Source organism: Microbaculum marinum (assembly GCF_037855135.1).
GTDB classification, from domain to species: Bacteria; Pseudomonadota; Alphaproteobacteria; order Rhizobiales; family Tepidamorphaceae; genus Microbaculum; species Microbaculum marinum.
In genome coordinates, this window is record NZ_JAZHOF010000007.1 from 173024 (window position 1) to 186478 (window position 13455).

At 64.6% G+C, this 13455-nt stretch carries 13 protein-coding genes; 5 read left to right on the forward strand and 8 right to left on the reverse strand.

The annotated features are described in order from the left end of the window. Window positions 1-34 precede the first annotated feature (34 nt). From V3328_RS17505 to trmFO, 4 genes are all read left to right on the forward strand, one after another. The gene (locus V3328_RS17505) at window positions 35-1762 is read left to right on the forward strand and encodes a serine hydrolase domain-containing protein (protein WP_340330989.1); all 1728 of its coding nucleotides are present in this window, start codon (window positions 35-37) and stop codon (window positions 1760-1762) included. A gap of 82 nt (window positions 1763-1844) precedes the next feature. Beyond that, on the forward strand, window positions 1845-2945 hold the full coding sequence (locus V3328_RS17510; protein WP_340330990.1) for a TQO small subunit DoxD: 1101 nt from the start codon (window positions 1845-1847) through the stop codon (window positions 2943-2945). Window positions 2946-3038: 93 nt separating this feature from the next. Further along, a complete protein-coding gene (locus V3328_RS17515) occupies window positions 3039-3599 on the forward strand; it encodes a type 1 glutamine amidotransferase domain-containing protein (RefSeq protein WP_340330991.1) in 561 nt (186 codons plus the stop codon). Window positions 3600-3676: 77 nt separating this feature from the next. Further along, window positions 3677-5077 (forward strand): methylenetetrahydrofolate--tRNA-(uracil(54)-C(5))-methyltransferase (FADH(2)-oxidizing) TrmFO, encoded by a 1401-nt coding sequence (trmFO, locus tag V3328_RS17520; protein ID WP_340330992.1) that lies wholly within the window; start codon window positions 3677-3679, stop codon window positions 5075-5077. Window positions 5078-5079: 2 nt separating this feature from the next. On the opposite strand, the gene V3328_RS17525 is transcribed toward trmFO, so the two are convergent. The 5 genes from V3328_RS17525 to yajC are packed head-to-tail and all read right to left on the reverse strand — an operon-like array spanning window position 5080 to window position 9290. Beyond that, window positions 5080-5949: a phytoene/squalene synthase family protein gene (locus V3328_RS17525; protein WP_340330993.1), complete on the reverse strand. Its 870-nt coding sequence runs from the start codon at window positions 5947-5949 to the stop codon at window positions 5080-5082. A 7-nt stretch (window positions 5950-5956) separates the two neighbouring features. Beyond that, the gene (locus tag V3328_RS17530) at window positions 5957-6328 is read right to left on the reverse strand and encodes an Mth938-like domain-containing protein (RefSeq protein WP_340330994.1); all 372 of its coding nucleotides are present in this window, start codon (window positions 6326-6328) and stop codon (window positions 5957-5959) included. Window positions 6329-6365: 37 nt separating this feature from the next. Continuing rightward, a complete protein-coding gene (secF, locus tag V3328_RS17535) occupies window positions 6366-7301 on the reverse strand; it encodes a protein translocase subunit SecF (protein ID WP_340330995.1) in 936 nt (311 codons plus the stop codon). A gap of 13 nt (window positions 7302-7314) precedes the next feature. After that, complete coding sequence (gene secD, locus V3328_RS17540) at window positions 7315-8919, reverse strand: protein translocase subunit SecD (RefSeq protein WP_340330996.1); 1605 nt, start codon at window positions 8917-8919, stop codon at window positions 7315-7317. Between the two features lie 41 nt (window positions 8920-8960). Beyond that, window positions 8961-9290 carry a preprotein translocase subunit YajC gene (gene yajC / locus V3328_RS17545; RefSeq protein ID WP_340330997.1) on the reverse strand — a complete coding sequence of 110 codons (330 nt, stop codon included), beginning with the start codon at window positions 9288-9290 and terminating at the stop codon, window positions 8961-8963. A gap of 243 nt (window positions 9291-9533) precedes the next feature. On the opposite strand from yajC, the gene V3328_RS17550 reads away from it, so the two are divergent. Then, window positions 9534-10436: an ATP-binding protein gene (locus tag V3328_RS17550; protein WP_340330998.1), complete on the forward strand. Its 903-nt coding sequence runs from the start codon at window positions 9534-9536 to the stop codon at window positions 10434-10436. Window positions 10437-10510: 74 nt separating this feature from the next. On the opposite strand, the gene V3328_RS17555 is transcribed toward V3328_RS17550, so the two are convergent. The 3 genes from V3328_RS17555 to surE form a co-directional block, all read right to left on the reverse strand. Further along, window positions 10511-11725, reverse strand: coding sequence for a peptidoglycan DD-metalloendopeptidase family protein (locus tag V3328_RS17555; RefSeq protein ID WP_340330999.1), 1215 nt, complete (start codon window positions 11723-11725; stop codon window positions 10511-10513). A gap of 192 nt (window positions 11726-11917) precedes the next feature. After that, window positions 11918-12592 carry a protein-L-isoaspartate(D-aspartate) O-methyltransferase gene (locus V3328_RS17560; protein WP_340331000.1) on the reverse strand — a complete coding sequence of 225 codons (675 nt, stop codon included), beginning with the start codon at window positions 12590-12592 and terminating at the stop codon, window positions 11918-11920. 5 nt (window positions 12593-12597) lie between these two features. Further along, entirely contained in the window at window positions 12598-13368 is a 771-nt protein-coding gene (surE, locus tag V3328_RS17565; RefSeq protein ID WP_340331001.1) for a 5'/3'-nucleotidase SurE, read from the reverse strand. Between the last annotated feature and the right edge of the window lie 87 nt (window positions 13369-13455).

The following is a 13455-nucleotide window of genomic DNA, read 5'->3' on the forward strand; positions in this document are numbered from 1 at the left end:
CCTCGGATAGGGTGTGGGAAAGGCCACGCACTCCATGAACCGCCGGCTTCTCGCAGTATTGCTGAGCATCCCGCTCGTGATTTCGATTGCCCAGGCAGCGGGCGCCACGTCGTTGCAACGCATCGCGAGGACCTATGCCAAACCGGCCGTGACGTCGGGCGAAGCCGTCGGCGTCGGCGTGGTCATCCTGAAGAAGGGCCGTGAGCCAAGGATCTTCACGTACGGCAAGGCGATCGTGGGAACGCCGGATCAGCCGGCGGTGCCATTTGCGGCGGATACGCTGTTCGAAATCGGTTCGGTCACCAAGGTTTTCACCACCAACCTGTTCGCGCAGTACATAGCCGAAGGTAGGATCGAATTCGGGCAGAAACTGGCGAGCTTCCAGGCCCAGCTTGGCGACCTCAGGCCGAAGATGTCCCGGGTGACCCTGAAGGAACTCGGCGATTTCACGGGCGGCATCATCGACATTCCGCATGTCTGCCAGAACGGCTCAAATCCTACCTGCCTCCCCTCCGAGCGCCCGCCGATCAGGGAATACACAGGCCGGGACTTTGCGTCGTACTTCGCCAATACGGTGCCGATGAACTACCAGCCCACGAAGCTGAAGCCCCCGCAGCCGCCGGAGAGAACCCGGCTGCCCGCACCCTACTTCTATTCCGACTTCGGAATCGGGCTGCTGGGCCTGCTGATCGCCAGCGACGGAGGAAGGCTGACCAACCGGGATTTCTGGGCCTGGTATGCGCAGATCGAGAGCAATCTGCTTGAGCCGCTCGGCATGGCCGACACGTATCTCTTTGTTCCGACATCCAAGCTTGGCCAGCGTGCCCTGGGCTATGATCAGGCCCTTGGCCGCGCCGAAATCGTCAACGGAAGCGTGCAGCAGATCGTGCTGCTGGCCCGCGGCAGCGCCTATGCGTCGACGCCGAAGGTCAGGATCATCGGCGGCGGAGGCACCGGCGCCAAAGCCATAGCGATCCTCGACGACCACGCGGTTTCCGGACTGGCCGTACAGGACGGCGGCAGCGGGTATGTCGAAGCCGCGAGAATACAGTTTACGAACGGAGGATCGTCGACCGAGGCAGACGCTGTGCCTGTCGTTCGCAACGGCAAGCTCATCGGCGTGACCGTTTTCAACGGAGGCGCTGGATACACGCGGACGCCCGACGTGACCATCGTCGGCGGCCGCATCGGGGGGACGAACGCTACGGCCAGGGCATATGTCGTCGACGGTCGGGTGGTTTTCGTCGGCGTTGTCGAGCCGGGATCGGGCTATGTCGATCCGATACGCGTCGTGGTCGAGCCGGGCGCCGGCGTGAGCAATGTCGTTCCCGTCTGGGCACCGGCAGGAGCGCTGAAGACGAGCCTCTCCGACATGGGCAAGTTTGCCCGGTCCGCGATGCGCCACCAGTTCGGTCACGAGAATTCGGACATAGACCGGGCGTTCCGTTTCGCACAGAAGCCATACGCCTGCACCGGGCCGGATCCTTCGCTGGCAAGCTGCGCGCCCGGCCAGGAGCGCTCGGGGCTCGCCTGGGCAGTCGCCCCCGCCGATCCGGAGACGCAGCGGCCGGCGATTGTTTCCAAGAACGGCGGTCTGACGGGCTTCACGACGCAGATGGACCTGATGCCGGCCGAGAGGCTGGGGGTGGTGGTGTTCTCGAATTCCGCCGGGCACTTCATCTCGGACGGAAGCACGACCGGAGTCGCGCCACGAGTCGCCGGCCAGATCCTGAACGCGCTTTACTACGGTACCGCGAACTAAAGTCCGCCCAGGCGCACCTGCCGATTGCGCGCGGCTGCGGCCGCCTCCATGCTCGCCTACCTGACCATAGGGAACGGGGCACATGGCAACGGCATATTCGATCGAAGAGGAACAGCTTTCGCCGGCGGCTTGCTTTTCGCTGCTGGCAATCGTGCTGCTGGGCACGCGCTTCGTGCAGGGCTTCATCTTCTGGGGAGGTGCGAGCCGCCGACTGATCTACGATTACCAGGATACCGCCGGCATCGACCACGCGCTCAAGCTCGACTTCCAGTCGGCCGGTTTCGTCGCCGGCAAGCTGACGCACGCGCTGCCGGGCACGCTCTGGATACAGGCGCCGCTCGAATGGGCCCTGCAGTATCCGGATCTGATCGTGTTGTCCGTGTGGTTCTGGACGATCGCCGAGCTGCTTGTCGGACTGTTCCTGATTTTCGGCTTTGTCACGCGGCTGGCGGCATTCGCCTCGATCGGCCTGAACGTCGCGTTGATGCTGATCTTCGGCTGGATGGGGTCGACCTGTCTCGACGAATGGACAATGGCGGTGTCGGGCGTCGCCATGAGTGGAGCTGTGTATCTCGCCGGCGGCGGACGGATTTCTCTCGACAATATGGTGGGGCGCACCGACTGGGCGTGGAGAAACGGCTGGGCAAACTGGCTGCTCAGCGGCCCGCTTCCCACCAGAAGCGCGCGCGTCGGCGGGGCGCTGCTCGCCGCCTTTGCGGTGCTCTTCACGGTCGGAAGCTACAACATCCTCTTCGGTGCGGTCGTCTCGCCGCTGCATGCGCGCGTGACCTTTCACAAACACCATATCGCCCTTTCCAACGTCGTGGTGTCCAGCGACGGCGGGGTGACCCTCGATGCGTATGTGGATGCGGGCCCCGACACAGGTGCTGCGTACATTATCGACGTGCGACTGATCGACGCCGAGGGCAATGCCGTCTCACATTGGGACGGAGCAACGCTGGCAGCGCTGCCCGACACCAGCATCCAGAATCTCTATCCCTATGTTTGGGCTTCGCGGTTCCGGACCGAAAAGATCGGAATCAGCGGCAATACCGGCGCGAAGGCACGAATAGTCCTTCCGGCCGCGGGCAGCGACGCATCGCAACCGGGGAGAGATCTGGTTCTCGTCCTCGAGGCGATAAACGGAGCCACGTGGAGGGCGGCCGCAAGCTCCGGCGGCTGACGCCTCGGGATCTCCGGAAGTTCAAAATACGCGAGGAACGTGCGGCCTCTCCGTTCGTTTGCCTACCAGCAAACAGATACGGAGACAAAAACCATGCGTGACATCAGCAAGAAGAAAGTCATCGTGCTCGCGACACACGGCTTCGAACAGTCGGAGCTGGAGGTGCCGGTTCACAAGCTGGCCGAAGCGGGAGCGACGGTGCACGTCGTTTCGCCGGAAGCCGGTTCGATCAAGGGATGGGACAAGACGGATTGGGGCTCCCCGGTCCAGGTCGACGTCCTGCTCGACGACGTCAATCCCGAAGAGTACCACGCGATCGTGCTGCCCGGCGGCCAGATCAATCCCGATCTGCTGCGGGTCAACGATGCCGCCATCGCACTCATCCGGGCAATGTTCGATCAGGACAAGGTGGTCGCCGCGATCTGCCATGCCCCTTGGCTGCTGATCGAAGCCGGCATCGTCGACGGTCGGGACGTCACGTCCTACAAGTCCATCCGGACGGACCTGATCAACGCCGGCGGGAACTGGATCGACGCCGAAGTGGTCGTCGACAACGGCGTGGTTACCAGCCGCAACCCCGGCGATCTCGATGCGTTCTGCGAAAAGATTGCCGAGGAAATTCAGGAAGGCAAGCACGACCGCGACGCAGCGTAATACGCATTCCGGTGCAGCGAAGGGCCGCGCATGTCGCGGCCCTTTGCACATCGGGCAGCCTGCAATAGATAGCCGGCATGAACACGCTTTTTCCAATACACGTCATCGGCGCCGGTCTGGCAGGATCGGAGGCCGCCTGGCAGGTCGCCGAGACAGGCGTTCCCGTGGTGCTGCACGAAATGCGGCCGCTTCGCATGACCGAAGCGCACCTGACCGAAGGGTGTGCCGAACTGGTCTGCTCCAATTCCTTCCGTTCCGACGATGCCGAGACCAACGCGGTCGGACTGCTGCATGCGGAAATGCGCCGCTGCGCCTCGCTGATCATGTCTTCCGGCGATGCCCATAAGGTGCCGGCAGGCGGGGCGCTCGCTGTCGACCGGGTCGGGTTCTCCGACGCCGTAACCGACGCCCTGACCCGTCATCCCCTGATCGAGATCCGCCGCGGCGAGGTGGACGGCATTCCTCCCGGCGACTGGGACAGCGTGATCGTGGCCACCGGCCCTCTGACCTCGCAGGCCTTGTCCGAGGCCGTGCGCGGCCTGACCGACGAGGATTCGCTCGCATTCTTCGATGCGATCGCGCCGATCGTCTACAAGGAGACGATCGACTTCTCGAAGGCCTGGTTCCAGTCGCGCTACGACAAGGCGGGCCCCGGCGGCACCGGTGCCGACTACATCAACTGCCCGATGAACAAGGAGCAGTACGACGCCTTCGTCGACGCCCTTCTCGGCGGTGAAAAGGCTGAATTTCGCGACTGGGAAAAGGACACGCCGTACTTCGACGGATGCCTGCCGATCGAGGTGATGGCGGAGCGCGGACGCGAAACGCTTAGGCACGGGCCGATGAAGCCGGTCGGCCTGACCAATCCGCACGATCCGGAGGTGAAGTCCTACGCCATCGTCCAGCTTCGCCAGGACAACGCGCTGGGCACGCTCTACAACATGGTCGGCTTCCAGACGAAGCTGAAATACGGCGTCCAGGCCGAGATCTTCCGGACGATCCCGGGGCTGGAGAACGCCGAGTTCGCCCGCCTCGGCGGCCTGCACCGAAATACCTTCCTGAACAGCCCGCGGCTGCTGGACGGGTCACTGAGGCTGAAGGCGATGCCCCGGCTTCGCTTCGCCGGCCAGATCACCGGCGTCGAGGGCTACGTCGAATCCGCAGCGATCGGACTGCTGGCCGGGCGGTTCGCCGCCGCCGAACGGCTCGGCCTGAACTCCGTGCCGCCACCCGAAACCACAGCACTCGGTGCCCTTCTCCGTCATATCACGGGCGGCCACCTGTCGGCCGACGACGCCGGCCGCAGCTTCCAGCCGATGAACGTCAACTTCGGACTGTTTCCGCCGATCGAAGTGCCGAAAGTTCCCGGCAAGCGGTTGCGCGGCAAGGAAAAGACCCGGGCTCGGAAGGCGGCGATGTCGGCCCGAGCCCTCGCCGACATCGACGGCTGGCTCGGCCGTCGGCAGGCCGCCGAATAGCGCTACGCGCAGCAGCAGGCCGCCTGGCGCGCCGCCCGCCACAGGATCCATTGCCGCCGCCATTGCGGCACGACGCACATTTCGGCGAACGGTGCGTAGTCCGGCCGTTCCATGCGGTCCAGATAGGGCCTCACCAGCGCGATCGGCAGAACAGCGGGAATGGCCTGCGGGAGAATGGCGCTGATGTAGTTTCCGGCGTCCTCCAGATGCGACCGTGCAAGCCCGCGCAAATCCGCCAGTGCTGCGCGGAGTTGCGGCGTATCCTTGCCGGCGAGAATGTCCCGGTAGTCGGCGCCGTGGCGCCTGAGCACGTCCTCCGGCAGGAAGATCTGGCCGGAGGAGGCGTGGAACGGCATGGCGCGCAGCAGACCGGTGATCGCGTAGGCGATGCCGCCATGGTCAATCATGGTCGAGGTCGCCGTGCAGTGCGCCGCGCCGAGGATGGCTGCGGCAATCTCCATCGGCACTGACGAGGTGGCTTTCGAGTAGGCCTCGAGATGCGTCACTGTCGGCATCGCGTCGTCGTAGATGTCGAAACTGCGCGCCTCGATCAGGTCCAGGAACGGCTGCGCCGACAGCTCGCAGCGCTCGACAGTCTCGAGCAGAGCCGCGGCGACCGGGTGCCGCATCACCTCGCCGTGGCCGCATCCGTGCAACGCGTCGCGCCACCATTGCAGGCGCATTTCCCCCGGCAGTGCGTCGCTGACCGCGTCGCGGATGCGCGCGATCTCGAGATTGAACGCGTAGAGCGCGAAGATGTAGCTGCGCTTGTCGGCCGGCGCGAACAGGGTTGCCAGGAAGCGGTCCTTGTCGCCGCGGCGAACAAGCTCTTCACAATGGGCAAAACAATCCCGTGAGGCGGTGTCGGTCATCGCCCGCTCAGTCGACTGCGATCAAGGCGGCGCCGACGGAACGCTCTTCCGCCAGCAGCACGTTGTAGGTTCTGACCGCAGCCCCCGTGTCCATGGTCTCGATGCGGATCCCGTGGTCGCGGACGGCGTCGCGCAGATCCGGTGCGGCCGGCACGAGCTGGCGACCGGTCCCGATCAGCAGGAGTTCCGGGCGGTCGTCGGCCGCCATCGCCCGAGACAATGCCTCCACGCCGATCTGCCCCGGCTCCGAGACGGGCCACGCGTAAATGGCGTTCAGCAGGATCAGGATCGACCCGCGGTGCGACATGCCGGCGAAACGGAATCCGCCATTCCCGTATGCTTCGATCGGCGCACGTCCCGGAAAATGTGCGTCGCGCATCTGCATCGCTGTGAACGGCGCCGGAGCGCCTGTCCTCTCAGCCGGTGGATTCCGCCGTCGCGGCCGTAGACGCGGCACCTCCGTCGCGGCTTGCGCCGAGGAAGAGCAGCACCGGGGCAGCCACGTATATGGAGGAATATGTACCGACAAGGATGCCCCAAATCATGGCGAACACGAAACTGCGGATGACTTCACCACCGAACAGATAGAGCGCGACGAGCGCCAGCAAAGTGGTCAGCGAGGTCATGATCGTGCGCGACAGCGTCTGGTTGACGCTCAGGTCGAGCAGTTCGGGCATCGGCATCTTGCGATAGCGCCGCGTGTTTTCGCGGACGCGGTCGTAGACCACGACGGTGTCGTTCAGCGAGTAGCCGACGATGGTCAGGATCGCGGCGATGCTCGACAGGGCGAAATCGAGCTGCAGTACGGCGAAGAGCCCGATGGTCAGGACCACGTCGTGGACCGTCGCGATGACGGCTCCGACGGCGAACTGCCATTCGAACCGGAACCAGATGTAGACCAGGATGGCGAATATCGCGACGAGCACGGCAATGGTGCCCGTTCGCGCAAGTTCGGCGCTCACCGTGGGACCGACGATCTCGACGCGGCGGTATTCGACCGTATCGCCCAGTTCCGACCGGATCTTGGCGATTACGGCCTGCTGGGCATGTTCGCCGCCTTCCTGCTCGACGACGCGGATCAATACCTCGTCCGGCGCGCCGAACTCCTGGATCTGCACGTCTCCCAGGCCGAGAGCGCCGATCCGTTCGCGCAGGTCGGCCACATCGGCCGGTCCGTCCTTGGTCTGGATCTCGATCAGCGAGCCGCCCTTGAAATCGATGCCGAAGTTCAGACCGACGACGAAGAACAGGACGATGGACAGGACCGACAGGGCAGCCGACAGCGGCAGCGTGAAACGCCGGAGCCGCATGAACCCGATATGGGTATCCTCAGGAACTAGCCGCAAAAGCATGACGAGACCGCTCCTAGATCGGTACCGTGGAAGGGCGCCGTCGGCGCACCCATTCGGCGACGATCAGACGATTGACCAGATAGGCGGTGAAGACAGTGGTGACGATGCCGATGGCAAGCGTGATCGCGAAGCCGCGGATCGGGCCGGATCCCAGGTAGAACAGGATAATGGCGGCGATGAACGTCGTGATGTTGGCGTCCATGATCGTCCCCAGCGCTCGCCGGTATCCCGAGTCGATCGATGCGATCGCACTCTTGCCCGACTTCTGCTCCTCGCGGATGCGCTCGTAGATCAGCACGTTGGCATCGACCGCCATGCCCACCGTCAGGACGATGCCTGCGATGCCCGGCAGAGTGAGCGTCGCCCCGAGCATCGAAAGGATGCCGATGATGAGCGCGATGTTCAGGAACAGGGCGATATCGGCGAACACTCCGAACAGCCCGTAGACGGCGATCATGAAGACGACCACCAGGGCCGTGCCGATTATCGCCGCGATCTTGCCCGACTGGATGGAATCGGCTCCCAGGCCCGGTCCGACCGTTCGTTCCTCGAGGATTGTTAGAGGAGCCGGAAGCGCGCCGGCCCGCAGCAGGATCGCCAGGTCGTTGGCGCCGTCGACGGTGAAGTCGCCGCTGATCTGTCCCGAACCGCCGAGGATGGGTTCGCGGATGACCGGCGCGCTTATCACCTCGTTGTCCAGGACGATGGCGAAGGGGCGGCCGACATTCTGTTGGGTGGCGACGGCGAACCGGCGCGCACCGGACGAATTGAACCGGAACGAGACGATCGGCTCGTTGGTGCGCTGATCGAAGCCCGGCTGCGCATCGACCAGGTCCTCGCCGCTGACGACGATCCGCTTCTCGATCAGATAGGGAACCGGCGGGTCATCCTGCGAGTACAGCACCTCGGACTCGGGCGGCGGACGGCCGTTGAGCGCCTCGCTCGCCGGCATCGACATATCGACCATCCGGAACGTCAGCTTCGCCGTCTGCCCGATCAGCGCCTTCAGTCGAGCTGGATCGTCCAGACCCGGAACCTGCACGAGAATGCGGTCCGCCCCCTGGCGCTGTATGGTCGGCTCCGTCGTGCCCAGTTCGTCGATGCGCCGGCGGACGATCTCGATCGACTGCTCGACGGCGGAGCTTATGCGCTGCTGCAGCCCCTGCTCGGTCAGCTCAAGGGTGATTAGTCCGTCTTGGTTTGCCGTGATCGCAACGTCTCGGGCAGTGGAGCCGGTGAGGACGGACCCGATCGGCACCGAAAGATCCTGCAATGCCTGTTCGGCGGCATCCACCTGCTGGGGGTCGCGCACGCGCACCTGAACCGTCTGTCCCTGCACGGCCAGGCCGGTATAGCCAATGCGCTCGTCGCGAAGGATCTGGCGGACATCGTCGCGCAGTGTATCCAGCCGCTCGGTGACCACCGCCTCGACGTCGACGCCCAGCAGGATGTGCGACCCCCCCTGAAGATCGAGGCCGAGCACGAGCTGGCGGTGCGGGATCCAGGACGGCCAGGATTCGGCTTCCTGCTTGGAGAAGAAGTTCGGGACCGTTGCCAGGATTCCGGCCAGGCAGATTGCGATGACCAGGATGACAGTCCAGCGGGCGAAATGCAGCATGTGAGACTATTGCCTGCGAAAGCGGGACGTTCGACGTCCTGTCAGCTCTCGTCCTTTACCGGTTCGCCCTTGGCGCGGACTTCCGAAATCATCGAGCGCGCGACACGCACCCGTACGCCTTCGGCGACTTCGACCTGGATTTCCCGTTCGTCTATCACCTTGGAGATCTTGCCGATGATGCCGCCCGCGGTCACCACCGTGTCGCCACGCCGCAGCGAGGCGATCATTTCCTGCTGTTGTTTCACCCGGCGCTGCTGTGGGCGCAGGATGAGGAAATACAGGACGACGAAGATCAGAACGAAAGGAAGAAGCGAAATCAGGAAATCGCCGCTTGGCGCTGCCCCCTGAGCGTAAGCCGGCGTCACGAACATCGTTTCCTCCTGTGATACAAGAATACAATCGGCGCCAGTTGCCCGGCGCCGTCCGAAGCGCGCGGACTATAGCGACCGCCCCGCGCTTTGCAAACCAGAACCGGTACCCCGAAGCAATTGCAGATATAGGGAGCGTTGACGGGGTCTGCACGCGATTGACCGGAACCGCGTCCATGGTACGGTCCGCGCGCCCGGACGGCGCCGTCCGGGCGGCAGCGAGACACCGGAGAACTGATTGTCGTGATGTCGGAAAACAACCGGCCGTCGGACGGCCCCCAAGAGATTGGCGAGCTGTTGGCCCGCATCGCCGTCAGCCTCGAACGGCTGTCGCCCGCACCTCCCGCGCCGGCGGATCTCGATGCAAACGACGCGTTCGTGTGGCGTGCCACTCCGCCCGGGCTGCAGCCCGTTCCCGCCGTCAACCGCATCGATATGGTCCTGCTGAAGGGAATCGACCGCGCCCGCGATACCCTTGTCGAGAACACTGAACGATTTGCGCGCGGTCTGCCTGCAAACAATGCCCTGCTCTGGGGCGCGCGCGGCATGGGCAAGAGCTCGCTGATCAAGGCCGCCCATGCGACGGTTAATCGCAATACCGCGCCGGACGGCGTCGGCCCCCTGAAACTCGTGGAGATTCATCGCGAGGACATCGAGACCCTTCCAGTCCTCATGGCGCTCGCCCGCAATGTGTCGCACCGTTTCCTGATCTTCTGCGACGATCTGTCGTTCGATTTCGACGACACCTCATACAAGTCGCTGAAGGCGGCGCTCGAAGGCGGCATCGAGGGGCGCCCGGACAACACGATCTTCTATGCAACGTCCAATCGCCGGCACCTGCTGCCGCGCGACATGATGGAGAATGAGCGGTCCACGGCGATCAATCCGTCGGAGGCCGTCGAGGAAAAGGTCTCGCTCAGCGACCGGTTCGGTCTCTGGCTCGGCTTCCATCGGTGCAGCCAGGACGAATTTCTCGACATGGTCCGGGCGTATGCCGACCACTTCGGGCTGGACACCGACCTGGACCAGATGCGGCGCGACGCCCTGGAGTGGTCGACCACACGCGGCAGCCGTTCAGGCCGCGTCGCATGGCAGTTCATCCAGGATCTGGCAGGCCGCCTCGGCGTACCTTTGAAGCAGTCGGAATAGCATCCGACTCGTTCCCACGAATCGAAACGGCGCGCCCGTCGGACGCGCCGCTGGTCAATGCACCGGATGCCGGATTATTCCGCTGCGAGGTACTTCAGCGGGTCGACCGGCTGGGATCCCTTGCGCAGTTCGAAGTGCATCTGAGGGGTCGAAACAGACCCGGTCTGCCCCGCCTTGGCGATGACCTGGCCGCGCGAGACGACGTCGCCGCGCTTCACCAGAAGCTCGCTGTTGTGGGCGTAGGCCGTCACCCAATCGTCGGAATGGCGGATCAGGACAAGGTTTCCGTACCCCTTCAACTCGTTGCCCGCATAGGCGACGACGCCGTTCTCGGAGGCACGGACGGAGGTGCCCTCCGGGACGGAGACATTGATGCCGTCATTGGTGCCGCCGTCGTTCTTCTCGCCGTAGGACGAGATGACCCGGCCACGCACCGGCCAGCGGAAGTTCCCCGCCGACAGGGCCGCCGGCTGCGGGATCTCTGCGCGCGTATCGGTGCCGGCGTCGGCGTCGTTCTGCGGCGCGTATGCGACCTTTTCAGGTGCCGGGAGTTCGGCGGACTGAACATCCCCCGAACCGGTGGCGGCGGCGTCGTTGGCTTCGGAGCCGGCACTCGTGGTGGCCGCCTCGTTGTTTGCCGCCTGCTGCACGGTGGACGAGGCCGACTTCGCGGTCGTCGCGCCGGGAATGCGGACCTTCTGGCCGATGCGGACGCCGTAGGGCGCCTGAAGATTGTTGGCCTCGATGATCGCGTTCGGGCTCACACCATACATCCGGCCGAGGGAATAGACAGTCTGGCCCGAGGTCACCGTGTGCATTGCGCCGCCTGCCGGCACGCTGGCGGAACTGCTCCCGGATGCAGCGGCGACCGGTGCCGCGCTGATCGGCGCCGGACCGGCGACCTTGACGCCGGTGGATGCGGGATCCGGTCGGACCCAGCCGTTCTGGGCCTGCGAGAACACGGGAATGATCAGGGTCTGGCCGGGCTGTACCGCACTGGCGCTGCCGAGGCCGTTGACGCTCATCAGAGCGTTGGCGGGCACCCCGTAGCGCTGGGAGATCGAGTAGACGGTCTCGCCGGGTCCGACGATCACCGTCGTGCCGTTGCCGGAGCCCGACGGGACCGAACCCAGCTGGTTGTATGCCGACTGGGCCCGCGGATCGCCTAGGGCCGCGGACGTGACCGGCTGGGTCGGTGTCGGAGGGACGGATCCGGTGTACTCCGGATCGGCGCCGCCGAAGAAGGATCCGGCGAACCGGGAGGTGTCGGAGCTGCACCCTGCCGCCAAGGCACCGACAGCACCAACGATTACCACTCTCGTCAACGGGGCTGAACGAATTCGGTTGATCAAGCTGGACATCTCACCACTCACGCCGCACTACAGGAATTGCACGTAGTAAACGGGCGTTGAGGTAAATATTGGCTTAAGGCGCCAGCTCGTTTCTTACGGGAAGCAAGATTTTGTTGCTTCCGGGCAGCGTCAGAGCTGCTCGGCCTTGCCCGGGACCAGCGGAACGAAACGAACGCCGATCAGCGTGTCGTCGCGGTAACCGTCTTCGGTGCGGACAATGCGATGGAGGAACTGCACGCCGCCGACCGGCCCGACCGGAATGACCATGATCCCGCCGATCTTGAGCTGGTCGACAAGGTCCTGCGGAATGTCCTCGGCTGCGGCGGTAACGATGATCTTGTCGAACGGAGCCTGGGCCGGCCAGCCCTTCATGCCGTCGCCGACCATGGCGGTGACATTGGAAATTCCAAGGTCCCGGAACCGCTCCTCCGCCACTTTGTGCAAGGTGCGGTACCGCTCGATCGTGTAGACCCGGCGGCAAAGCTTTGCCAGTACCGCGGCCTGATATCCGGAACCCGTGCCGACCTCGAGTACCTTGTCGCGGTCGGTGACCTTCAGGGTCTCGGTCATGTAGGCGACGACGAAAGGCTGGCTGATGGTCTGGCCGCACTGGATCGGCAGCGACCGGTCCTCGTAGGCGAGTTCCGCGTAGCTGGTTTCCAGGAACCGGTTGCGCGGCACGGTCTCGATCGCCTTCAGAACGCGAGGGTCGCGAATTCCCTGCGATCGCAGTCCCATGATCAGCCGCGCAACGGAAATACGGCCCTCGTCCAGCCCGCCGAAATCGTCTCCGTCGCCAATCATCGGCGTCAGACTTTCTCTCCGACCGCCAGCTTCTCCAGGAGCCGGGCATGCGCCACGGTGTCGGTCAGGTTGAGGGTGAGCGGGGTCACCGCGATGCAGCCGTCGTAGACCGCGCGCAGGTCGGTGCCGCGCTTGGGGCTCGACCGGCGGCGTTCGAAACCCAGCCAGTAGTAAGGGAATCCGCGTCCGTCGAGCCGCTCTTCGACGCGCAGCATCGACTGGTCGCGCTTGCCCTGCTGGGCGACTTCGAGGCCGGCGACGGCGTCGGGTGCGCAGGGCGGGAAGTTCACGTTCAGGACCACGGAGGGATCAAGATCCGCCTTCAGCAACTGGCGAATCACCTTCGGGCCATGGGCCTCCGCGGTTTCCCAGTGCAGCACCTCGGGATCGCGGAACGCCTGGCTGAGGGCAATCGAGCGGACGCCGAGGATCGAGCCTTCGAAGGCGCCGGCGATGGTGCCGGAATAGGTGACGTCGTCGGCCAGGTTCTGGCCGCGGTTGACCCCGGAAAGTACCAGATCCGGTGGGTTTTCCAGCATGATGTGGCGGACCCCCATGATCACGCAGTCGGTCGGGGTGCCCTTCACGGCGAAGTGGCGGTCGGCGACCTCGCGCAGGCGCAAGGGGTCGCTGAGCGTGAGGGAATGCGAGGAGCCGCTCTGGTCGGTCTCGGGCGCGACAATCCAAACGTCGTCAGTGAGTTCGCGGGCGATCTTCTCGAGGACCTTCAAGCCCGGCGCGTGGATTCCGTCGTCGTTGGTGAGCAGGATTCGCATTGGTCTCGACTACCCGTCCTGGTTCGTTGGCGACTGTCACACGGACTGCCGTCGCTGTGCCGTCAGTATGCCATGCACGTGCCGTGC